The sequence below is a fragment of the Viridibacillus sp. NPDC093762 genome, assembly GCF_050279675.1.
Taxonomy (GTDB): domain Bacteria; phylum Bacillota; class Bacilli; order Bacillales_A; family Planococcaceae; genus Viridibacillus.
In genome coordinates, this window is record NZ_JBNNUK010000001.1 from 691,064 (window position 1) to 711,989 (window position 20,926).

Genomic DNA, 20,926 nt, shown 5'->3' on the forward strand with positions numbered 1-20,926 from the left:
TGGCGGAGATGTTCAAGCACAACAAAGACCAAAGTTTTCTTGCTTCGGCAAAAGTGAAAGCGTACGTGATCCATCCTTTCTGTGAAATGAAGTGATAGCATGCACGAATGGCAAATACTTTTTATGTACGGTTATAGCCTACGCTTAAATTCAGATGATTCTCTTGCTGGTTAGAAAGGCCTCTTCCAGTAAGAAAGAGACCTATTATTACTTATTAATCTGCTTCAATACGAATAGCTTGAATTTCTTCGCAATCTACGATAATTGTTGAACCAGGTTCAGTTGTTGGATCATTAAAGAATGCACAACAATTTTTCTGGTCTAAGGTAATAAAAACGACATCTTCTAACACACAACCACCTCTTAAAAAAACATCGACTTCAGTCTGCGTTTGCAATCGTCTTAACTGATCACATGCGCAACCATTACAACGATGTTTTTCTTTTTCATGGTGATGTTGCTTATCACACCTATCACACCTACAACCATCTCTTTGAATACTCATTTTCAAGACCTCCTTTCCGATTCGAATGACTTTCATTAATAACATATGGATTAAAATGAAAAGAGGTTGTGCAATTTGTCCAGTAATAAAAAAATAGATGTTTTTAGAAAGTATCCTAGTGGTATTTACGAAAACCTTTGTGATGTGCGTTCAGTAGAGGGATATAACCAAACAGTGTCGCTGGTGAAAATTTGAATTTTATTTATTGAAGACATTTGTTTATCAATGTTACATACGTCGGATACCTTTAGACCAAGCTATTTCTATAATCCAACAAGTAACAATGATTAACCCTAATGCAATACACTAACTGGAATAATAGTTTGCTAAAAATAAGTATCGGAGGTCAGTGTTAATTAATGTTATTTAGGGTTGTTATAAGAGAAACCGCAAAATCGAAAAACGTCATACATGAAAATTTGACTTAGAAATGCTAATGCATTTCCCAAGACACTGATGTCATATTCCCCACCTGTTTTTTAAAGAAATCTCCATTCAAATCTCTTTGATATTCTGTCTTACCTGTATTTTGGTGGTAAATTTTCCGATATGTATGTGCTTTTTGCCCTGCGTGAATACCTTCTTGTTTAACCATGACTTAAAATCTAGCATCACCTTTGGCTAAGAATATTCGTTCATGTCCAAAATCACCCATATCAGTGTTTCTTTGGGTATTAATAAAGCTTTAGTTTATAGCACTTGTTCCGCACACAAGTTCACCAATGGGAACGTGACCAATACTTGAAAATGTATTAATAGTTAAACCCGTTGAGGCTCTAAGCTTCAACGGGTTTTTATTTACCTATTTAAGCTCTCTGTGTGGGCATTAATTATTTAACTGTCCACAATTTACCCACGGAATTTTTTCTATCTGTTATTTTGTTGATATTTTTTACTTGTTTTTTGACTTTCTTTTTGTGTAACCGAATAATACGGAAAGTTACAAAAATAGAAAATAAATTATGATAAAGATATATGGGGCCTGCGTTAGATAGAATGTGTGATTATACGAATAATATATTTTAGTTATGTATATAAAAAAGATTGCAAGAATCAAAAATTTCATTGATTCTTACAATCCGATATGAATGTTCCTTATAATACGTTACGATACAAACCAACTACTTTTCCTAAAATGGAAACTTGATCTACAATAATTGGCTCCATAGAAGAGTTTTCTGGCTGTAAGCGGAAATAAGATTCCTCTTTAAAAAATCGTTTTACAGTTGCTTCATTGTCCTCTGTCATCGCTACAACAATTTCACCATTACTCGCGGTTGCTTGTTGTTTCACGATTACATAGTCCCCATCTAATATACCAGCTTCGATCATAGATTCGCCCATAATTTCAAGCATGAAAATTTGATCTTCAGTTGTTCCATATGAATCTGGGATAGGGAAGTATTCTTCAATATTCTCAATTGCAGTAATAGGAAGACCTGCAGTAACTTTACCAACTAGGGGTACATGTACAACACCTTGTTTTGCGATTGTAGAATCTTGCTGATCTAAGATTTCGATTGCACGAGGTTTCGTTGGATCTCGTCGAATCAGTCCTTTGCTCTCAAGTCTAGCAAGATGTCCGTGGACTGTAGAACTTGATGCAAGACCAACTGCTTCACCAATTTCACGGACGGAAGGTGGGTATCCTTTGGTGCGAACTTCCTCTTTGATGAAAGACAATATATCTTCTTGTCTTTTCGATACTTTTTTCAATCCAATCACCTCTTTATCTCATACTATGTAAAAGTTATTAATAGTATAGCATTAGCGAACAAACAATGCAAACATAAGTTCGAGAAAATCGTTGACAAAAACAAGTGTTCGGTTTATATTAAGAACATACATTCCGAACAGGTATTCGAAAAAAGGGGAGAATAAGTGTGAGTTGGTTCAAAAAAAATCAATATATTACATTGCTTTTTGGGTTTTGCGTAATATTTACAATAGTTTCTGTGGTTGCAAATAATGGGAATACATCATATAAAGAAATTAGAGTTCATGATGGGGATACTTTAATTTCTCTTGCAGATAGATATAGAGGTGAAATGGCTGACCACGAGTGGATAGCAAAGGTGAAAAATGAGAATAATTTAATTGACGATACTATTTATGCGGGTCATACTCTAATAGTTCCGGAACATGATAATTTTAAAGTTCCAAAAATCGGAGTAGAAGTGGCGAGTGATAAGAAATGAAACAAAAAATAGCAATACTCTATTGCCGTGTAAGTACTGAAAAAGATACACAAGATACTTCGCTTGAAAGGCAAGAGATTGAGTTAAGGGAATTTGCAACGAGTAAAGGATATGAAGTTGTACATGTCTTTACAGATCGACATAGTGGATATGATATTGATCGAGAAGGTTTACTTGATCTACTTGAGTGTGTGAAGGAATATGAACAACCAACACTATTTGTTCAAGATGAGACGCGCTTAGGACGTGGAAATGGCCGAATGGCGGTACTTCATTTACTGCAAAAAACGAATACAGATATTTTTACATTAAGTGACGCAGGTCACGTCCGGCTAAATGAGATGGACGCTATGTTGCTAGAAATTCTAGCGATAGTAGAAGAGTATCAACGTAAATTACATAATGCGAAAATCCGTAGAGGGATGAGACGAGCAGTACAGAATGGATACAGGCCAGAAAAGAATTTAAAAGATCGGGGAAATCCTGAGGGACGAGATCGCATAGATGTTCCGATTGAACAAATTATTCAACTTAGACAAAAGGGTATGACTTTTGAAGAAATTACAGATACATTGAGAGGATTGGGCTTCCAAGTAAGTAAAGCGACAATTCATCGAAGATTTATGGAATTAAAGGAGAAAAAAAAAGACTAAAAGCTTGCGCTTGCAGTCTTTTTTGCATACCTTTGTATTAAGGTCTGTATGAAAGGTGAGAAATAAATGTTATCAAAAGAAAAATTACAACGTATAAGTGAACTTTCGAAAAAATCAAAGTCACAAGGATTAACTGTTGAGGAAGCAAAAGAACAAACAACACTTCGTAAAGAGTATTTAGACACATTCCGATCTTCGATGCGTGAGACGATTGAAAATGTCCGCGTTTTCGATCCAGAGGGAAATGAAGTAACTCCTGAGAAGTTACGTCAAAAACAAAATAAGAATAATCGATTAAATTAAACACATATTTATAGAGAAAACATTGTTTTATATAAGAATGTTGACTAAAATATAATAGTACACTATTTAGCTTAAGAAAGGATGTCTATTAAAATGACTCAACAAGCAGATCAGCTTGCAATTAACACTATTCGAACTTTGTCAATTGATGCTATTGAAAAAGCTAATTCAGGTCACCCAGGATTACCAATGGGGGCTGCTCCAATGGCTTATACTCTTTGGACAAAACAACTTCGTCACAATCCTTCAAACCCTAAATGGTTTAACCGCGATCGCTTTATTTTATCAGCAGGTCATGGCTCGATGCTTTTGTATAGCCTGTTACACTTAGGTGGATATGATTTACCAATGGAAGAAATCAAAAGCTTCCGCCAATGGGATTCAAAAACACCTGGTCATCCAGAATATGGTCATACAGCTGGAGTTGAAGCAACAACTGGTCCATTAGGACAAGGTATTGCAATGGCTGTCGGTATGGCAATGGCGGAAAGTCACCTTGCAGGCGTTTATAACAAGCCGGAACATGAAGTAGTAGATCATTATACATTTGCACTTTGTGGTGATGGAGATTTGATGGAAGGTGTTGCTGCTGAGGCAATTTCTTTAGCTGGTCACTTACAACTTGAAAAACTGATAGTGCTATATGATAGCAATGACATTTCTTTAGATGGCGATTTAAATAAATCATTCTCTGAAAACATTCAAAAACGATTTGGATCATATAACTGGAACTACATTCATGTAGCTGATGGTAATGATATTGAAGCAATAAATACGGCTATTGAACAAGCCAAAGCACATAAAGGCCAACCTACTATTATTGAAGTAAAAACGGTTATTGGCTACGGCTCACCTAACAAATCAGGTAAAGCTGACTCTCACGGTTCACCACTAGGTGCTGATGAAGTGAAACTTACTAAAGAACACTACTCATGGCCTCATGATCCATTCCATGTACCGGAAGAGGTATATGCGACATTCAAACAAGCAGCTGAAGTTCAAGGAACTCTTGCAGAATCTGCTTGGAATGAACAATTTGAAGCATATAAAAAAGCATATCCTGCTCTTGCGGAACAGTTTGTTTCTGCGATGAATGGGGAACTTCCTGAAGACTTCGCATCTGCAGTACCTGTTTATGAAGCAGGTAAGTCAATTGCTACACGTTCGTCTTCTGGTGAAGTAATCAATGCACTTGCAAAAAATACACCTTCATTCTTCGGAGGAAGTGCGGATTTAGCTGGATCAAATAAAACATACATGAAAGATGCTGGCGATTTCACAGCAGAAACTCCAGAAGGTCGTAACATTTGGTTCGGTGTTCGTGAATTTGCTATGGGTGCAGCTCTAAATGGAATGGCACTTCATGGTGGTGTAAACGTCTTTGGTGGTACATTCTTCGTCTTCAGTGACTATGTACGTCCAGCAATTCGTCTATCTGCATTAATGGGACTACCTGTAACGTATGTATTTACGCATGACAGTATCGCTGTTGGTGAAGATGGTCCAACACATGAACCGGTTGAACATTTAGCTGCATTACGTTCTATGCCAAATCTTTCTGTTATTCGTCCTGCTGATGCAAACGAATCTGCTGAAGCTTGGAAATTAGCCGTATCATCTAAAAACCAACCAACAGTATTAGTACTTTCTCGTCAAAACTTACCAGTGTCTGAAAACTCAGCTACACTTGCAGCTGAAGGAGTTTCTAAAGGCGCTTATGTTGTTTCAAAAGCAACTAAAGAAGTAGCGGATGCACTAATTTTAGCAACTGGCTCAGAAGTTAGCCTTGCTATAGAAGCTCAAAAACAACTAGCAACTGAAGGTATCGATGTATCTGTTGTTTCTATGCCATCATTCGATCGTTTTGAGGCTCAAGATGCAGCGTATAAAGAAGCAGTATTACCAAAAACAATTACCAAACGTTTAGCAATTGAAATGGGTTCATCATTCGGCTGGCATAAATATACTGGCTTCGAAGGTGATGTTCTCGCAATTGATAAATTTGGTGCAAGTGCGCCAGGTGAAATTGTTATGAAAGAATATGGCTTCACTGTAGATAACGTTGTTGCAAAAGTAAAAGCATTATTTGCTTAAAAAATAGCGATAATATTGAAAAGTAGAGGATTTTTTCCTCTACTTTTTCTTTTTTGACAAATATAGTGCTTTAAATCGGACGTCAATTGACAAAATGTTCTTGCAATCTTTGTTATACTGTTTACAAGAGAGGAGTGGTAATCTTGCGAATATACTCAATCTTTCATGTGAAAAAGAAACATCAGGCTTTTGTTTATGGTAGAGAACGTTTACTATTCGATTTAATTCAATCCTCAAATACGTATGAGCATGCAATACATCCGACGCAAGAAATCTCCTATTTATGTGAGCCTTTGGATATGGTGGAAATTGAACTAATCATTCAACAACAATTAGGTAATAGCTTTTCAGGCATTCAAACGAAGGATCACCAAATCTTTTTAATGAATGAATTTAAAGGGGAAATCCAAATTGATATTTTTCCTTATTACATAGCTGTTGTCTGTGTTGGGTCACGCATGCTAGAGTTAGACTTATTTGCAACATTATCAAAATTAAGTGATTGCTTTATCGGATTTAATAAAGATGAAATGGAATGTGGTTGGTTGAAACCGCTTAAATTCCATTCGCACGAAAGACGATAAATCTTGGCAAACAGTAGTATGTAGTGGTTTTTTATTGTATAATCCTTGTTGGAGATAGTTTTCTCGCATAAGAAACTTGGAGGAGGAAAACCAGTGAATACTACGTTATGGATTATACTTGTTATCGTGGCATTAATAGCAGGAGTAGCTATCGGTTTCTTTGTTGCCCGTCAATATATGATGAAATACTTAAAAGACAACCCACCTATTAACGAACAGATGCTACGAGTAATGATGTCTCAAATGGGACGTAAACCGTCTGAAAAACAAATCAAACAAATGATGAACTCAATGAATAAATTAAGCAGTAAATAAAAAATAGCACTCAATTGAGTGCTATTTTTTTGTCTTTGTCTTTGAAGACAAACTCTTTTAAAAAATCTGCGACCAACAGCTCATAGGCTTCAGGGTTCATATTAAAGGATTGTGCATGAGGACCTACATCAAAAAGCTTTAACTTTTTAGGACCAGGCTTTAAGCTATACATTTCAATTGTCATTTCAGGTAGGATGAAGTCATCTGGAAGACTGTGAATAAACAGGACTGGCTTTTCAATTTTAGTTACAGCCTCTTTAGGAGAAATGCTCTTTAAAGAGTATCCATCACGCATCCTTAAGAAGATACCAGCAAGTTTAATGGCTATACTGTTACGTAAGGGTGTTTGTTTCATCATCAAGTAATATAATTGTTCTGAAAAATCGGAAAAGGCGCAGTCAGAAATGTAGAAGTCGGCTTCGTCCTCTAATGTACCTGCGTATAATAATGTTGTAGCAGCGCCCATAGATTCTCCTTGTACACCAATTATACCTTCACCACCTAGCTTTTGTTTTAAGGTTTGCATAACCGCTTGTAAATCATATTTTTCGTAATGCCCATAACTTGTTGTTTTGCCACCAGAGTCACCATGTCTACGATGATCATAAACGACTGAGTTAAAGCCTAAGCGCTCGAAGAGACGAGCGTATTTAACGGAATTAATCTTATTTTCCGTAACACCATGGCAAATAATAATCGTGTTATTTGTTTGCAAAGGATGGAAGTGGATGGCTTTAATTGAATAGCCATTCGGGGAATCAACCCACATCTCTTCCTTATTTACATGCTCAAACCAAACTTCGTCAAAACGCTTTGCATCCTTTTCTCGTTGTAATATGAAGGCTGCATCTTTGTTCTTCATATACATAATATTACTTGAAAATAAGTATCCGAGAATGGCTATAATGGCACCAAGAGTACCGGAAATAAGCCCGGAAATCCAAAGCAAACGTTTTTTCATGATCATCACTCCTCTACTTTTGCTTAAAGAGACGGTACTGACCGCTGTCAATTGTTCCGGATATTAAAGGTTCGACAATTTTTGCCGCTTCGCAAATTTTTTCGACATTAATCCCTGTGTGAACTCCTATACTTTCTAGCATATGTACAACATCTTCTGTTGCAACATTTCCTGTAGCACCTTTCGCAAAAGGACAACCTCCAAGTCCACCCGCTGATGTATCAAATCGGTCTACACCAGCTTGCAATGCAGCATATATATTTGCTAGCGCCATTTTTCGTGTATCGTGAAAATGGGCAGTTAAAAGTAAGTTAGGTAATTCTTCTTTCAAACGCTTAAATAGTGTATAACTTTCCACTGGATTAGCCATGCCAATTGTATCTGCAACACTTAACTCATCCACACCCCAACTCGCGAATACTTTACATAAAGAAATTGTGTCTTCAACTTCAATTTTCCCTTCATAAGGACAATAAAAAGCTGTTGAAATACAAGCGCGTACAAATTTCCCTTGCTCTTTCAGTTTTGCCAAGACAGGTGCTAAACTATCCATAGCTTCGTTAGTATTTTTATTAATATTATTTTTATTAAATGTATGACTGACTCCAACAAAAACGGCAATGGCATCTGCACCGTTCTCCATCGCACGCTCCACCCCTGTAGCATTCGGTGCTAAGACAAATTGTCGACCCACCTTAGCAGTGTTCTTTACTATTTTTTCTGCATCTGCCATTTGTGGCACCCATTTTGGTGAGACAAAAGAAGTTAACTCCATTTCTGTAATGCCGGCATCCTGCAAGCATTTAATGAAATCAAGCTTCTTATTAGTCTCAATTAAGTTTTTTTCATTTTGTAATCCATCTCTTGGACCTACCTCGATAATTGTCGCATTATTTGGTAAACTGAACATAACATCCCCTCCTATATTCCATTGTAAGGAAGGGATGTACATATTAGCAAATAAATTCGTACTTAAACAAGGGGGAATAATTATGACAACTGAAGTTGTGATTGTAAGTGCTGTACGTACAGCAATTGGAAGCTTCCAAGGCGCGTTAAAGGATGTACCTGCAACAAAACTTGGTGCAATTGTAATAAAAGAAGCTTTATCAAAGGTAGGGGTGCCTTTTGAACAAGTAGATGAAGTGATTATGGGTAATGTATTACAAGCTGGTTTAGGTCAAAATCCAGCGCGTCAAGCAGCTATATTTGCAGGACTTCCAAAAGAGGTACCTGCCTTAACTATAAATAAAGTTTGTGGATCAGGTCTTAAAGCTGTTCATCTAGCAACACAAGCCATCATTGCAGGCGATGCAGATATCATCGTCGCTGGCGGGATGGAAAATATGAGCCAAGCACCATATTTATTGAATAATGCACGTGAGGGCTTCCGTATGGGTAATCAGAAGGTAATTGATAGTATGATTACTGATGGCTTATGGTGTGCATTTAATGACTATCATATGGGTATTACAGCTGAAAATTTATGTGATCAATATGCAATTTCTCGTGATGAGCAAGATCGCTTTTCAGCGCGTTCCCAAGAAAGAGCAACAACAGCGTTAGAAGTGGGAAAATTTAAAAAAGAAATTGTAGCAGTAGAAATTCCTCAACGCAAGGGAGAACCAGTCGTATTTGATACAGATGAGTATGTAAAGCCGGGAACTACAGCTGAAAAGTTAGGGAAACTACGACCTGCGTTTAAAAAAGAAGGATCTGTGACTGCGGGAAATGCTTCTGGTATTAATGACGGGGCGGCTGCACTTGTAGTAATGTCAAGAGCTAAAGCTGATGAGTTGGGCATTAAGTCAATTGCAACAGTTGTATCAAATGCAAGTGTAGGTGTAGATCCAGCTGTAATGGGAAGTGGTCCTGTGAGGGCAGTACAAAAAGCCTTAACAAAAGGGCAATTAGAATTAGGGCAAATTGACTTAATTGAAGCAAATGAAGCATTTGCAGCACAATCAATTGCAGTTGATCGAGAATTGCATTTTGACCATGAGAAGTTAAATGTTAATGGTGGTGCAATTGCTTTAGGTCACCCAATTGGTGCAAGTGGTGCTAGAATATTAGTAACACTACTTCACGAAATGGAGAAGCGAGATGTTAAAACGGGTCTTGCTACACTCTGTATAGGTGGAGGGCAAGGTGTTGCAACAATTGTAAAAAGAACGTAAGAAGGAGATTGACCATGGCTAAAAAGAAAAGACAACAACCAGCACAACAACAATCCGCAAAAAGTGAGGCACTAACATTAAAAGACCAACTTAATGGTGATGTGTTAGAGAAATTAAAGCTTGCTAAAAAAGACCTTGTTGCAAAAGAACAAGCAGCACAGGATGAACGCGAGGCAAAGTTAGCATTTGAACGTAAACAACGTGAGAAGAACAAATCGTTTGAAGAGTTATTGAATGAGTACGGAGAAAAAGGCTCCAAATTTAATAGTTAACAAAAGACATGGTTGGCTTGCTTAAAACGGCATTGAATCCATGAATTAAGGTAGTTTCATAAAGTTAGTAGTTTAACTATAAAAAAGTCATAGTAGTGTGATATAGAAGGTAGTTTTGAAAGTTTTCTATCGGAGCTACCTTTTATTTCATATTAAGCGATGGTATAACTTAATATAAATTATTTTAGTATAATACTTTACTTTTTCACATTGATAACTTTTAAATAGCTTGAAAATAACAGGGGTGAAGTATGGAAGTTTCTAAAATCAAGTCACTTTTATTGGTTTTCCCTTTTGTTTTTTTTATTCATGATTTGGAGGAAATCGCAACCGTTGAAAATTTCACTATGAAATTACCTTTTTCTGTTTCTACTGAGGAATTTATTTTCGCATTTATTTTATTATGGATTATCGTAGTGATTGGCTGTGTGACTGCGGCTAATAATAAACGGTTTATCGGAATATTCCCCATAAAATTCTTTACATTATTAGTCGCTGGTGTGTTTCTTGCGAACGGAATAGGGCATGTTGTGCAAAGTATAATCTTTAAAAAATATGTACCTGGTGTCATTACCGCTGTTGTCATCTTAATCCCTTTTTGTCTATTTAGTATTAGAAAGCTAGTACTAGAGAATTTAATCAAGCCTAAGCAGGTAGGTGTGTATTTACTAATGGGTTTCATATTACAGACTCCCTTTGCTTTGATGGCGCTACTAATTGCGAAATTCATATTATAAGTTTATAAGAATTATGTATTTTGATTTTTTAAAAAAAGAAGGATCCATAATACGAATCCTTCTAGCAAATTTAACGATGAGCATTATACGTCTCTATTTTTGTTAGTTTCTCTAGTTCTTTAGCATAAATTGATGGTGCATTATTGTAAGCTGAAATTGTTGCTTCCAATTGTTCTTTTGAACTTGCTCCAATCACTGCAGAGGCTACAATAGGTGATTGTAATACATAAGCAAGTGCTGCTGCATGTACATTATTTGTGTTATTTGCCAATTCTTCGAGAGTAGCTTGAAGATCATCTTGGCTAAAAGTTTGATAGCCATCTGCTTTTGCTAAACGGTTTGACCATTCATTTGTTAATAACCCTTTTGCTAAAGAGCCACGCGTCACAATAGACGCACTATTTTCTTTTAGCACATCAAACCATTCTTCGGGTCTGCGGTCTAGCAAGCTATATTGCATCATGACAGATACTGCATCGCTTTTTGATAAAAATTCCTTAATGACATTTGGGCGGATTGATGAAATACCGTATGCCCGAATGATACCTTCTTTTTTTAAGTGATCAAATGCTTCGATTATTTCATCCCATGGGTCTTCAATTGTTCCACCGTGTAGTTGATATAAGTCAATATAGTCTGTTTGTAAGCGAAGCAAACTTTCTTTTACTTGCTGTTCGATATTTTTCTTAGAAGGGTCCCAGTGCCAACCTTCTCCGTCCTGGTTCCAAACATTGCCCACTTTAGTGGCTAATATAATATCTTGTCGTTTCTCATTTAGTGCCTTACCTACAAGTTCCTCATTGATGCCCTTATCATATAAATCCGCGGTATCAAAATAGGTAATACCATGATCTACAGCTGCATCTACTATCCATTTCGCAGTCTTTTCATCAGTTGGTAGAGACATGCAACCAAGGCCGATTTCTGAAATAACTAAATCGCTATTACCTAACTTTCTACTCTTCAAAAATATCACTCCTCATATGATAATGGTACAATGATTAATGACAAAAGCACAACGGAGAGGGTTATTATCATGAAAAAATTTGAAGAAAAAACGATTAATTCTAAAAAAATTTTTGAGGGTCGCGTTATTTCTGTCAAAGTAGATGAAGTCACATTACCAAATGGCAACATATCAACTAGAGAATTAGTAACTCATCCAGGAGCAGTAGCAATTATCCCTATAACAAACGAAGGTAAAATTGTTCTTGTGGAGCAATATCGTAAACCTTTAGAGCGTAGTATTATCGAAATTCCCGCGGGTAAATTAGAAAAAGGTGAGAAGCCTGAGTATACAGCTATCCGCGAGTTAGAAGAAGAAACAGGATATGGTTCGAAAAATTTCACGTTTGTTCAATCTTTTGCCACATCTCCAGGCTTTGCAGATGAAGTTATTCATATATATGCTGCGAGAGATTTATATAGAATTGAGAATCCAGCTGATCTAGATGAGGATGAATTTGTCGAATTATTAGAAGTTACGTTAGAAGAAGCTGAACAATTGATTCGTGAAGAAAGAATTTATGATGCTAAAACAGTTTTTGCAATTATGTGGATGAAAAATATCTTTTAAAATAAGTTATGAAATAGGTCGGGACGAGCATAGGTTGTACGAAGTAAAGGAAGGTGACCTATATGAACCGATCATTTCAAATTATTTACTTTTTCTTAATTATTGCAATTGGCTTTATCGGAGGAATTTTACTGTTGCAACTTTCTACTGTTGAACAAGCAGAATGGCTCATTCGAAAAATGGATAGTAGAGTACTCCTACAAGGGAAGCCGTCGATTTGGCAATCTTTATTGCCAGTTGTCATTCCATTTGCCATTGTTTCGTTGCTCGCATCTCATAATTACTTAAGGCATGTGGCAAGGGTTGTTGTTGTATTAAAATCAGCATTTTTTGGATACAGCGCAGGTTATTTAATAGACACACAAAACGCATTTTGGTCATATGCTGCATGGTGGTTTCCTTTTCAATTGCTTTACAGTATAGTATTAATGGTGTTTTGCATAGTACTTGTACCTGAACCAGTTTATGCGGTCAGGAAGAAGTTACCGATTTTACCTCGTGTAATAGTAGTACTCATAGCCACTCTAGTAATTTTAGGGGGCGAATTACTTGCAATTCATTTCATTTATAAACTAAAATAACTATCAAATAATAATTATTATAATTATAATTAATTCAATCTTGTATTGAGAATTGACTTTTTGGTATAATAAAAGAAGTTTAGGGGGGCGTCGTATGGAAAGCCGTATTGATCGAATAAAAAAACAATTACATGGTGCGAGCTACAAACTGACGCCGCAGCGTGAAGCGACAGTAAGAGTGCTTTTAGAGAATGAGGAAGATCACCTAAGTGCTGAGGATGTTTATTTACTCGTTAAAGAAAAAGCACCAGAAATTGGACTTGCAACTGTGTATCGAACATTGGAGCTTTTAACGGAGCTTAAGATCGTCGATAAAATCAATTTCGGCGATGGCGTATCTCGTTATGATCTACGTCAAGAAGGAGCTGCTCACTTCCATCATCACCTCGTTTGTATCGAATGTGGTGCTGTTGATGAAATTCAAGAGGATTTACTTGAAGACGTAGAAGCAGTCGTTGAAAAAAGATGGAATTTTATTATTAAAGACCACAGATTAACATTTCACGGTATTTGCTGGCGCTGTCATGATAACGAGTCAGATAACAATAGCAATCAATCATAAGTTTATAGCATACAAACAAAGGATGGCGGAGGTGCTGTCCTTTTTTATTTACCTAATTTTAAGGAGGGAACCAAAATGAACCAAGATGTACTTGATGCAATACAAGATTATCTACACTTTTTACGCGTTGAACGCCAGCTTTCTGACAATACATTGCAATCTTATAAAAGAGATATTACTGCTTATACTAAGAATATTTTCGTAAGTCAAGGTGTACAATATTTTGACGACATAGATAGAGTGCATATATTACATCATTTACAGATGCTGAAAACATCTGGGAAGTCGGCGCGAACTATTTCAAGACATATTTCATCAATTCGTTCATTTCATCAATTTTTATTAAGAGAAAAAAGAGCTAGTGGGGATCCGACTGTGCATTTAGAAATGCCAAAATTAGAGAAAAAATTACCAAAAGTTTTATCGATTGAAGAAATTGATAACTTAATTGCCATGCCAAATCTTGCAAAACCCCAAGGGATTCGAGATCAAACGATGCTTGAGTTGTTATATGCAAGTGGTATGCGGATAAGTGAATGTATTGCACTGAATTTAGAAGATGTACATACTACGATGGGCTTCGTACGAGTTTTTGGTAAAGGTGGAAAAGAGCGTATTATTCCGCTTGGACGAAAAGCTTTAGAAGCGTGCATGGCATATTTAGAAAAGGGAAGACCAATACTAGAAGATAAGCTACATAAAGCAGAGGCTTTTTTTATCAGTCAAAGGGGAGATCGCTTAACACGACAATTTTGTTGGAAATTAATGAAGGATTATGCAGAGAAAGCAGGTATAGATAAAGAAATCACACCACATATTTTACGTCATTCTTTTGCGACGCATTTAATTGAAAATGGTGCTGATTTACGTGCAGTTCAAGAACTTCTTGGACATGCTGATATTTCAACAACTCAAATTTATACACATATTAGTAAGACGCGATTATCGGAAGTATATAAGCAGTTCCACCCACGTGCATAAAAAAAAATTCAAATGTCAGAGGTCTGACATTTATTTTTTCTTATAGTTTGGTAAAATGAATGTAAAGATAAAGGAGGAACACAAATGAACACAAAACCATTTAAACGCATTCACTTAATCGTGATGGATTCAGTAGGTATTGGAGAAGCACCTGATGCTGAAAAATTCGGTGATGTAGGTGCAGATACATTAGGTCATATTGCAGAAAAAATGAATGGCTTAACTATGCCCAATATGGGGGAATTAGGTTTATCAAATATCCGTGAGTTACCTGGTATTACTCCAATCGAAAAACCTGCAGCTTATTTTGGTAAAATGCAAGAAGCTTCAGTGGGGAAAGATACAATGACTGGTCACTGGGAAATTATGGGTTTGAATATTGATAAACCGTTCAAAGTGTATCCTGAAGGCTTCCCACAAACTTTAATCGAGCAATTAGAAGAACGTACTGGTCGCAAAGTACTTTGTAACAAGCCAGCAAGTGGTACGCAAGTGATTGACGATTACGGTGAAGAGCATATGAAAACAGGCGCTATTATCGTCTATACATCTGCTGATCCAGTATTGCAAATTGCAGCACATGAAGAAATTGTTCCATTAGAGGAATTGTATAAAATTTGTGAAATTGCTCGTGAATTGACTTTACAACCTGAATATTTAGTAGGCCGTGTAATTGCTCGTCCTTTCATTGGGACTCCAGGTAAATTTGAGCGTACATCGAATCGTCATGATTATGCTTTAAAACCATTTGGACGTACAGTGATGAATGAATTAAAAGATGCTAAATTTGATGTCATTGCATTAGGTAAAATTTCAGATATTTTTAACAATGAAGGCGTAACAGAAGCAATCCGTACAAAGGATAATACAGATGGTATGGACAAGATATCACAAGTTGTACGTAAGGATTTCCACGGCTTATCATTCTTAAACTTAGTTGACTTTGATGCAGCTTATGGTCATCGCAGAGATCCAATTGGATATGGTGAAGCGTTAGAAGAATTTGACCGTCGTTTACCAGAAGTTTTGGAAGCGCTGACGGAAAATGATCTATTAATAATAACAGCTGACCATGGAAATGATCCAACTTTCCCTGGAAGTGATCATACTCGAGAATATGTGCCATTAATCGCTTATTCACCACGCTTTAAAGAAGGTCATGAATTACCATTACGACTTACATTTGCTGATATAGGTGCTACAGTTGCAGAAAACTTCAATGTAAAATTACCTGAATTCGGCACAAGCTTTTTATCAAATTTAAAATAAGCGAGGGAATAATTAAATGCGAATAGTTGATATTATTGAAAAAAAACGCGATGGTGGAGAATTAACTACAGAAGAGATTCGCTTTTTCGTAGAAGGTTATACAAATGGTTCTATTCCAGATTATCAAGCAAGTAGTTTATTGATGGCTATTTATTTCAAAGATATGAACGATCGTGAACGTGCAGATTTAACAATGGCAATGGTTGAATCTGGAGATCAGATTGATCTTTCAAAAATCGAAGGTATTAAAGTTGATAAGCATTCTACTGGTGGAGTTGGTGACACAACAACGTTAGTATTAGGCCCTCTAGTAGCTGCTGTCGGTGTTCCTGTTGCGAAGATGAGTGGACGCGGTTTAGGTCATACAGGAGGCACTATTGATAAATTAGAGGCAATTGAAGGTTTCCATGTTGAATTGACGACAGAGCAATTTATTGAGCAAGTAAATGACATTAAATTAGCTGTTATTGGTCAAACCGGTAACTTAACACCTGCAGATAAAAAATTATACGCTCTAAGAGATGTGACAGCGACAGTAAGTAGCATCCCTTTAATCGCGAGCTCAATTATGAGTAAAAAAATTGCCGCAGGTGCAGATGCTATTGTACTTGATGTAAAAACAGGTGAAGGTGCCTTCATGAAGACTGTTGAAGATGCGAAAAATTTAGCACATGCAATGGTCCAAATTGGCAATAATGTCGGTCGTAACACAATGGCTATTATTTCTGATATGAGCCAACCGCTTGGTTTTGCGATTGGAAATGCATTAGAAGTAAAAGAAGCAATTGATACTTTACGAGGAGAGGGTCCGGAAGATTTAACGGAGCTTTGCTTAACTCTTGGCAGTCAAATGGTGGTTCTAGGTGGTCACGCGAAAACAATCGAAGAAGCGCGTGAACAATTACTTGAAGTTATCAAAAATGGTAGCGCATTAGAAATCTTCAAACAATTTATTGAAGGACAAGGTGGTAACCCTGCAGTTGTGGATGATACTTCATTGTTGCCGCAAGCTCAATATACTTTCGAAGTACCAGCAAAAGAAGATGGCTTTGTATCATTCATCGAAGCAGATGAAGTTGGAACTGCGGCTATGCTTTTAGGCGCTGGTCGAGCAACAAAAGAGTCTACTATCGACTTAGCTGTTGGTCTAATGCTGCGCAAAAAAGTTGGCGATAAAGTAACGAAAGGTGAGTCTCTGGTGACAATTTATGCAAACCAAGAAGATGTTTCATCAGTGATTGATAAAATATATTCACATATTAATATTGCCAAAGAAGCACCTCAAGCACCGAAATTAATCGAGGCTATCATTACAGAATAATTTTTTGAAAAGCTGTTACTCAATTAAATGAGTAACAGTTTTTTTGTTGATTAAATGTTTAGGACTCAAAAAATGGAAATGAATGATTTTGTATTAACGCCATGTCGGCAAAGAGCATACGTTCTTTATTTTTCTTCACCGAAACAATCCAAAACTCGAGAGTCAAGAGTTGAAAAAAGCATGCAGCAAAATTTCAATGGAAAGGGATTAAATTGCTGGTGCACCATTTGGCAGAGATGAAAAATTTCGGTATTTGCCGTGAAACTTATAAATCAACTTTAGATGCATACTCACAAACTAAAAATATCTCCTTACTAAACTAAGAGGGCTATAGTGCAACAACAATATTAAAAGGGCTACCCATATAGATGTTTCTATATGGGTAGCCCTTTTAATATCAACTAACCAAAATATAATTATCTTGAAAATTGGCTTTTTATGTTTAACAGAACTAATAATCCTTTAGAAAACAGACAAAAACTAAAATGTTGTGAAATGGGATCTCTATTCAAATAAGGAGAATGTCTTGTTGTCCTAATTTTTTAATGCCACATCTTCCTTCATACAATATTGTTTTTTTTTGAATAGAGATTTTTTTTGATTAAAATTACCTCGAATCTCCAATACTTGTAGATAAAGATGCCATCCATTTACTGTCGATTTAGTTCTAATTTTAGAAGGTTTCTTCTTAAATTGTCATGCGGAAGGATAACGCAAAACAAATGTGGAATATGCTTGTGAAAAGGAGGTATGACTATGCAACAACTAATTCAACTGACAGTGGATGGCATTGCCGTTATTCGTTTAAAAGGTGATTTAGACCATCACGCTGCAAACCGTATTCGAGAAGATATTTCACAAGCAATATACCAAGGTAGCGTTCACGCAATTATTTGGAACTTAGGTGACCTACAGTTTATGGATAGCGCTGGTATTGGTTTGATCTTAGGAAGGATGCGTGATTTAGCTCCTATCAATGGACAAACCGTCATCTTAAATCCGTCTGCTACGATGCAGAAAATATTCCAGTTTTCAGGGTTGTCTAAATATATTTGGCAAGGAACAGAAGATGAAGTAATTCGAACTTTAGGGGGGATTTTGAATGGATAATGAAATGACTTTATCGTTTTTAGCGGTCAGTGAAAATGAAGCACTAGCGCGTATGGCGATGACGAGTTTCATGACAGTGCTAGATCCAACGATTGAGGAATTGTCCGAGGTGAAAACTGTCATTTCAGAAGCAGTTACAAACGCTATTATTCATGGTTATGAGGAAAATCGCACAGGTATTGTAACTGTTTATGCTACTCGTGTTGATCGCGAAGTGACTGTGACGATTTCTGATCAGGGATGTGGAATTGAAGACGTACAGCAAGCAATGGAACCTTTATATACTACAAAGCAGCAAATGGATCGCTCTGGTATGGGCTTTACAATTATGGAAAGCTTCACGGATCAGTTATCTGTTAAATCCGAACGCGGGAAAGGGACAACGGTCACCTTCAAGAAGCAATTTCAACCAGTAGGTTCACCGTTTGCCGCTAGGTGAGAAAATGACATCTAAACCACAAGCCTCTTCCATATTGCTGACACAGGAGAAAATGCGAGAGCTCATACTGCAGTCTCAAGCTGGCGATGCTAACGCTAGAAAGGAGATGGTGGAGGGGAATACGCGTCTTGTCTGGTCAATCGTACAGCGTTTTGCATCACGCGGGGCAGATTTAGAAGATCTTTTTCAAATTGGTTGTATTGGTTTGATGAAGTCAATAGACAAATTTGATCTGTCATACCAAGTGAAATTTTCAACGTACGCAGTACCTATGATAATCGGAGAAATTCAGCGGTTTTTACGGGATGACGGTATGGTTAAAGTAAGCCGATCTATTAGAGAGCTTAACTATAAAATTCGCCATGCCACAGATGATTTTCTTAAAATCAATGAGAGACCCCCTACCATGAAGGAATTGGCCGATTTGTTGGAAGTCACAACTGATGAAATATCAATGGCTTCTGATGCTCTAAGGGACCCTGCATCACTGCATGAACAGTTATTCGAAAGTGATGGTGATCCAATTACGTTAATGGATCAAATGAGAGATGCTACCTCAGAAAGGCCTTTTGAGCATATACCACTTCGAGACATTTTAACGAGACTTGGTAAAAGGGAACAATCTGTAATCTATTTACGCTATTACTTAGATTGTACTCAAAGTGAAATTGCTGAGAGACTTGGCATTTCACAAGTACAAGTATCGCGACTAGAAAAACGAATCTTATCACAGTTGAAAGTATGGCTAGCACCAGGTCAATTGAAAGGATTAGAAAAGGCGGCAAAAAAATGACTGAAGAACAAAAACCTATTTTCGCAAGTATAGAAGAAGCAGAAAAGTTTATGATTTCAAAATTCGGTGAAAGTGAAAGCTTTGATATAGGAATGAAACATTTGCATTTACACAAAATGCCGGTGTTCTCTATTTATATTAATGGGCTCATTGATAGTGCCAACTTCACAGAAATTCTTGTCAATATTCAACCGACTCAAGAGGTAGATGGATACACGCCTGAAAATGAGTCGGAATTTTTCCAATTTTGCTTCCCATATTTTGCTTGGGAACCGATGAAGAGTCAGGAACAGCTATTAACTGCGATATTAGGGGGCCAGGTGGCGTTTATTACTCCATCTGGCTATGCTTTTATAGCAGATTTAAGAGCTTATCCTGGTAGACAACCTGATGAACCTGATAATGAAAAAGTTGTTAGGGGATCACGTGATGGATTTACAGAAAATATTGTACAAAACTCAGGGCTTATAAGAAGGCGAATTCGAGATGCAACTTTGCGTTTTGAACTGCATCAAATCTCAGATAAAGGCAAGACAGATACGGCAATCATCTTTATGAAGGGTATTGCGAATGAGGACCATCTTAATTATATACGTCAGCGTATGAAGAAAATTCAACATGATGGTTTAACAATGGCGGATAAATCACTAGAGGAATGGTTGTTTAAACAAGGTTTCCATCCACTGCCTTTTGTACGATACACTGAGCGACCTGATATTACTGCGGCTCATTTATTAGAAGGTCATATCGCGATTCTTGTCGATACGTCACCTTCTGTTATTTTAGTACCCGTGACCTTTTTCCATCACTTACAACATGCAGAGGAATATCGTCAGGCCCCATTTATCGGGACAGTTGTCCGATTCATACGCTTCTTCGGGACTTTTTTAAGCCTCATATTATTACCCCTTTGGTATTTATTAATCAAGCATCATGAATTGGTTCCTACGTTTTTAGATTTCATCGGAGTAGATAAGAAGTCCGCCATACCGATATTACTCCAAATATTAATAGCAGATTCAGGGATAGAATACTTGCGGCTTGCCTCTATTCATACACCAACTCCACTATCCACTGCGATGGGATTAATCGCAGGGGTCGTTATCGGACAGATTGCAATTGATGTCGGGCTATTTTCACCTGAAGTTGTGTTATATACCGCAGTTACTGCCATTTTCACATTTGTAATTCCTTCGTATGAATTGAGTATAACTATAAAAGCATTTAGGATTGTTCTATTACTCTTTACCGCATGGCTCGGAGTGAATGGATTCTTCTTAGGTATATTAGGGCTTTCATTATATATTTGCTCTTTACGACCAATGAATGTACCTTATATGTGGCCATTTGTTCCATTCTTCCCACAAGCATTTTTACGTATATTCATACGATTCCCTATAACGAGCGATGCTTTAAGACCGTATATTGTAGGTGCAAAACAGCGAAAACGTTCATGATATGCCATTGCATACATTTCTCTTTCTATGATAAAGTT

General features: G+C 36.9%; 25 protein-coding genes and 1 pseudogene. 20 read left to right on the top strand and 6 right to left on the bottom strand.

Annotated features, from left to right (window positions below):
• Window positions 1-214: 214 nt before the first annotated feature.
• The 3 genes from ACQKM9_RS03360 to lexA form a co-directional block, all read right to left on the bottom strand.
• The gene (locus ACQKM9_RS03360; RefSeq protein WP_427732611.1) at window positions 215-505 is read right to left on the bottom strand and encodes a hydrolase; all 291 of its coding nucleotides are present in this window, start codon (window positions 503-505) and stop codon (window positions 215-217) included.
• 433 nt (window positions 506-938) lie between these two features.
• Complete coding sequence (locus ACQKM9_RS03365) at window positions 939-1,100, bottom strand: hypothetical protein (protein WP_427732613.1); 162 nt, start codon at window positions 1,098-1,100, stop codon at window positions 939-941.
• Window positions 1,101-1,600: 500 nt separating this feature from the next.
• Window positions 1,601-2,221 (bottom strand): transcriptional repressor LexA, encoded by a 621-nt coding sequence (lexA, locus tag ACQKM9_RS03370; protein ID WP_193738834.1) that lies wholly within the window; start codon window positions 2,219-2,221, stop codon window positions 1,601-1,603.
• A gap of 167 nt (window positions 2,222-2,388) precedes the next feature.
• Between lexA and yneA the strand changes: the two genes are divergently transcribed.
• The 6 genes from yneA (at window position 2,389) to ACQKM9_RS03400 (ending at window position 6,652) form a co-directional block, all read left to right on the top strand.
• Entirely contained in the window at window positions 2,389-2,703 is a 315-nt protein-coding gene (yneA, locus tag ACQKM9_RS03375; RefSeq protein ID WP_427732615.1) for a cell division suppressor protein YneA, read from the top strand.
• Window positions 2,700-3,356 carry a YneB family resolvase-like protein gene (locus ACQKM9_RS03380; protein WP_427732617.1) on the top strand — a complete coding sequence of 219 codons (657 nt, stop codon included), beginning with the start codon at window positions 2,700-2,702 and terminating at the stop codon, window positions 3,354-3,356. Before yneA ends, ACQKM9_RS03380 begins: the two co-directional genes overlap by 4 nt.
• 66 nt (window positions 3,357-3,422) lie before the next feature.
• Window positions 3,423-3,659 carry a DUF896 domain-containing protein gene (locus ACQKM9_RS03385; protein WP_038191014.1) on the top strand — a complete coding sequence of 79 codons (237 nt, stop codon included), beginning with the start codon at window positions 3,423-3,425 and terminating at the stop codon, window positions 3,657-3,659.
• 93 nt (window positions 3,660-3,752) lie between these two features.
• Window positions 3,753-5,753: a transketolase gene (tkt, locus tag ACQKM9_RS03390; RefSeq protein ID WP_427732619.1), complete on the top strand. Its 2,001-nt coding sequence runs from the start codon at window positions 3,753-3,755 to the stop codon at window positions 5,751-5,753.
• Window positions 5,754-5,896: 143 nt separating this feature from the next.
• Window positions 5,897-6,337 carry a sporulation inhibitor of replication protein SirA gene (sirA, locus tag ACQKM9_RS03395; RefSeq protein ID WP_427732621.1) on the top strand — a complete coding sequence of 147 codons (441 nt, stop codon included), beginning with the start codon at window positions 5,897-5,899 and terminating at the stop codon, window positions 6,335-6,337.
• 93 nt (window positions 6,338-6,430) lie between these two features.
• Window positions 6,431-6,652, top strand: coding sequence for a YneF family protein (locus tag ACQKM9_RS03400; RefSeq protein WP_427732623.1), 222 nt, complete (start codon window positions 6,431-6,433; stop codon window positions 6,650-6,652).
• A gap of 10 nt (window positions 6,653-6,662) precedes the next feature.
• Here the strand turns inward: ACQKM9_RS03400 and ACQKM9_RS03405 are convergent, their stop codons facing one another.
• Together ACQKM9_RS03405 and ACQKM9_RS03410 are read right to left on the bottom strand one after the other, a co-directional pair.
• Window positions 6,663-7,613: an alpha/beta hydrolase gene (locus ACQKM9_RS03405; RefSeq protein ID WP_427732625.1), complete on the bottom strand. Its 951-nt coding sequence runs from the start codon at window positions 7,611-7,613 to the stop codon at window positions 6,663-6,665.
• A gap of 13 nt (window positions 7,614-7,626) precedes the next feature.
• The gene (locus ACQKM9_RS03410) at window positions 7,627-8,523 is read right to left on the bottom strand and encodes a hydroxymethylglutaryl-CoA lyase (RefSeq protein WP_427732627.1); all 897 of its coding nucleotides are present in this window, start codon (window positions 8,521-8,523) and stop codon (window positions 7,627-7,629) included.
• 82 nt (window positions 8,524-8,605) lie between these two features.
• On the opposite strand from ACQKM9_RS03410, the gene ACQKM9_RS03415 reads away from it, so the two are divergent.
• The 3 genes from ACQKM9_RS03415 (at window position 8,606) to ACQKM9_RS03425 (ending at window position 10,799) form a co-directional block, all read left to right on the top strand.
• Window positions 8,606-9,790, top strand: coding sequence for an acetyl-CoA C-acetyltransferase (locus ACQKM9_RS03415; RefSeq protein ID WP_427732629.1), 1,185 nt, complete (start codon window positions 8,606-8,608; stop codon window positions 9,788-9,790).
• Between the two features lie 14 nt (window positions 9,791-9,804).
• Window positions 9,805-10,062, top strand: a complete 258-nt coding sequence (locus tag ACQKM9_RS03420) for a YqkE family protein (protein WP_427732631.1) — start codon at window positions 9,805-9,807, stop codon at window positions 10,060-10,062.
• Between the two features lie 251 nt (window positions 10,063-10,313).
• Entirely contained in the window at window positions 10,314-10,799 is a 486-nt protein-coding gene (locus tag ACQKM9_RS03425) for an HXXEE domain-containing protein (protein ID WP_427732633.1), read from the top strand.
• Between the two features lie 70 nt (window positions 10,800-10,869).
• Here ACQKM9_RS03425 and ACQKM9_RS03430 read toward each other — a convergent pair whose 3' ends face one another.
• The gene (locus tag ACQKM9_RS03430; protein ID WP_427732634.1) at window positions 10,870-11,766 is read right to left on the bottom strand and encodes an aldo/keto reductase; all 897 of its coding nucleotides are present in this window, start codon (window positions 11,764-11,766) and stop codon (window positions 10,870-10,872) included.
• Window positions 11,767-11,835: 69 nt separating this feature from the next.
• Here ACQKM9_RS03430 and ACQKM9_RS03435 point away from each other — a divergent pair, with 69 nt between their 5' ends.
• The 11 genes and pseudogenes from ACQKM9_RS03435 to ACQKM9_RS03485 all read left to right on the top strand — a co-directional run bounded on the left by ACQKM9_RS03435 (window position 11,836) and on the right by ACQKM9_RS03485 (window position 20,888).
• Window positions 11,836-12,375 carry an NUDIX domain-containing protein gene (locus ACQKM9_RS03435; RefSeq protein WP_427732636.1) on the top strand — a complete coding sequence of 180 codons (540 nt, stop codon included), beginning with the start codon at window positions 11,836-11,838 and terminating at the stop codon, window positions 12,373-12,375.
• A 62-nt stretch (window positions 12,376-12,437) separates the two neighbouring features.
• Window positions 12,438-12,956: a hypothetical protein gene (locus ACQKM9_RS03440; protein ID WP_038190973.1), complete on the top strand. Its 519-nt coding sequence runs from the start codon at window positions 12,438-12,440 to the stop codon at window positions 12,954-12,956.
• Between the two features lie 94 nt (window positions 12,957-13,050).
• Entirely contained in the window at window positions 13,051-13,518 is a 468-nt protein-coding gene (locus tag ACQKM9_RS03445) for a Fur family transcriptional regulator (RefSeq protein WP_427732638.1), read from the top strand.
• Between the two features lie 75 nt (window positions 13,519-13,593).
• Window positions 13,594-14,499 (top strand): site-specific tyrosine recombinase XerD, encoded by a 906-nt coding sequence (xerD, locus tag ACQKM9_RS03450; RefSeq protein ID WP_427732640.1) that lies wholly within the window; start codon window positions 13,594-13,596, stop codon window positions 14,497-14,499.
• Window positions 14,500-14,583: 84 nt separating this feature from the next.
• Window positions 14,584-15,768 (top strand): phosphopentomutase, encoded by a 1,185-nt coding sequence (gene deoB, locus ACQKM9_RS03455; RefSeq protein ID WP_427732642.1) that lies wholly within the window; start codon window positions 14,584-14,586, stop codon window positions 15,766-15,768.
• A gap of 16 nt (window positions 15,769-15,784) precedes the next feature.
• Entirely contained in the window at window positions 15,785-17,089 is a 1,305-nt protein-coding gene (locus tag ACQKM9_RS03460; protein ID WP_427732644.1) for a pyrimidine-nucleoside phosphorylase, read from the top strand.
• Between the two features lie 93 nt (window positions 17,090-17,182).
• A pseudogene (locus tag ACQKM9_RS03465) lies at window positions 17,183-17,329 on the top strand (YdeI/OmpD-associated family protein); the annotation flags it as partial.
• A 516-nt stretch (window positions 17,330-17,845) separates the two neighbouring features.
• A complete protein-coding gene (locus ACQKM9_RS03470) occupies window positions 17,846-18,199 on the top strand; it encodes an STAS domain-containing protein (RefSeq protein ID WP_427732646.1) in 354 nt (117 codons plus the stop codon).
• Window positions 18,192-18,638, top strand: coding sequence for an anti-sigma F factor (gene spoIIAB, locus ACQKM9_RS03475; protein ID WP_038190956.1), 447 nt, complete (start codon window positions 18,192-18,194; stop codon window positions 18,636-18,638). The genes ACQKM9_RS03470 and spoIIAB overlap by 8 nt, the downstream gene beginning before the upstream one ends.
• A 4-nt stretch (window positions 18,639-18,642) precedes the next feature.
• Window positions 18,643-19,431 carry a SigF/SigG family RNA polymerase sporulation sigma factor gene (locus ACQKM9_RS03480; protein ID WP_427732815.1) on the top strand — a complete coding sequence of 263 codons (789 nt, stop codon included), beginning with the start codon at window positions 18,643-18,645 and terminating at the stop codon, window positions 19,429-19,431.
• Window positions 19,428-20,888 (top strand): spore germination protein, encoded by a 1,461-nt coding sequence (locus ACQKM9_RS03485; RefSeq protein ID WP_427732648.1) that lies wholly within the window; start codon window positions 19,428-19,430, stop codon window positions 20,886-20,888. The genes ACQKM9_RS03480 and ACQKM9_RS03485 overlap by 4 nt, the downstream gene beginning before the upstream one ends.
• Window positions 20,889-20,926 lie beyond the last annotated feature (38 nt).

Excerpts from the sequence above, each read along its gene's own strand:
- ACQKM9_RS03410 (WP_427732627.1), bottom strand. The coding sequence starts at position 8,523 with ATGTTCAGTTTACCAAATAATGCGACAATTATCGAGGTAGGTCCAAGA.
- ACQKM9_RS03470 (WP_427732646.1), top strand. The coding sequence starts at position 17,846 with ATGCAACAACTAATTCAACTGACAGTGGATGGCATTGCCGTTATTCGT.
- ACQKM9_RS03360 (WP_427732611.1), bottom strand. The coding sequence starts at position 505 with ATGAGTATTCAAAGAGATGGTTGTAGGTGTGATAGGTGTGATAAGCAA.
- tkt (WP_427732619.1), top strand. The coding sequence starts at position 3,753 with ATGACTCAACAAGCAGATCAGCTTGCAATTAACACTATTCGAACTTTG.
- ACQKM9_RS03420 (WP_427732631.1), top strand. The coding sequence starts at position 9,805 with ATGGCTAAAAAGAAAAGACAACAACCAGCACAACAACAATCCGCAAAA.
- ACQKM9_RS03385 (WP_038191014.1), top strand. The coding sequence starts at position 3,423 with ATGTTATCAAAAGAAAAATTACAACGTATAAGTGAACTTTCGAAAAAA.
- ACQKM9_RS03445 (WP_427732638.1), top strand. The coding sequence starts at position 13,051 with ATGGAAAGCCGTATTGATCGAATAAAAAAACAATTACATGGTGCGAGC.
- ACQKM9_RS03440 (WP_038190973.1), top strand. The coding sequence starts at position 12,438 with ATGAACCGATCATTTCAAATTATTTACTTTTTCTTAATTATTGCAATT.
- ACQKM9_RS03415 (WP_427732629.1), top strand. The coding sequence starts at position 8,606 with ATGACAACTGAAGTTGTGATTGTAAGTGCTGTACGTACAGCAATTGGA.
- ACQKM9_RS03425 (WP_427732633.1), top strand. The coding sequence starts at position 10,314 with ATGGAAGTTTCTAAAATCAAGTCACTTTTATTGGTTTTCCCTTTTGTT.
- deoB (WP_427732642.1), top strand. The coding sequence starts at position 14,584 with ATGAACACAAAACCATTTAAACGCATTCACTTAATCGTGATGGATTCA.
- ACQKM9_RS03460 (WP_427732644.1), top strand. The coding sequence starts at position 15,785 with ATGCGAATAGTTGATATTATTGAAAAAAAACGCGATGGTGGAGAATTA.
- xerD (WP_427732640.1), top strand. The coding sequence starts at position 13,594 with ATGAACCAAGATGTACTTGATGCAATACAAGATTATCTACACTTTTTA.
- spoIIAB (WP_038190956.1), top strand. The coding sequence starts at position 18,192 with ATGGATAATGAAATGACTTTATCGTTTTTAGCGGTCAGTGAAAATGAA.
- ACQKM9_RS03435 (WP_427732636.1), top strand. The coding sequence starts at position 11,836 with ATGAAAAAATTTGAAGAAAAAACGATTAATTCTAAAAAAATTTTTGAG.
- ACQKM9_RS03405 (WP_427732625.1), bottom strand. The coding sequence starts at position 7,613 with ATGAAAAAACGTTTGCTTTGGATTTCCGGGCTTATTTCCGGTACTCTT.
- ACQKM9_RS03365 (WP_427732613.1), bottom strand. The coding sequence starts at position 1,100 with ATGGTTAAACAAGAAGGTATTCACGCAGGGCAAAAAGCACATACATAT.
- ACQKM9_RS03485 (WP_427732648.1), top strand. The coding sequence starts at position 19,428 with ATGACTGAAGAACAAAAACCTATTTTCGCAAGTATAGAAGAAGCAGAA.
- ACQKM9_RS03380 (WP_427732617.1), top strand. The coding sequence starts at position 2,700 with ATGAAACAAAAAATAGCAATACTCTATTGCCGTGTAAGTACTGAAAAA.
- ACQKM9_RS03480 (WP_427732815.1), top strand. The coding sequence starts at position 18,643 with ATGACATCTAAACCACAAGCCTCTTCCATATTGCTGACACAGGAGAAA.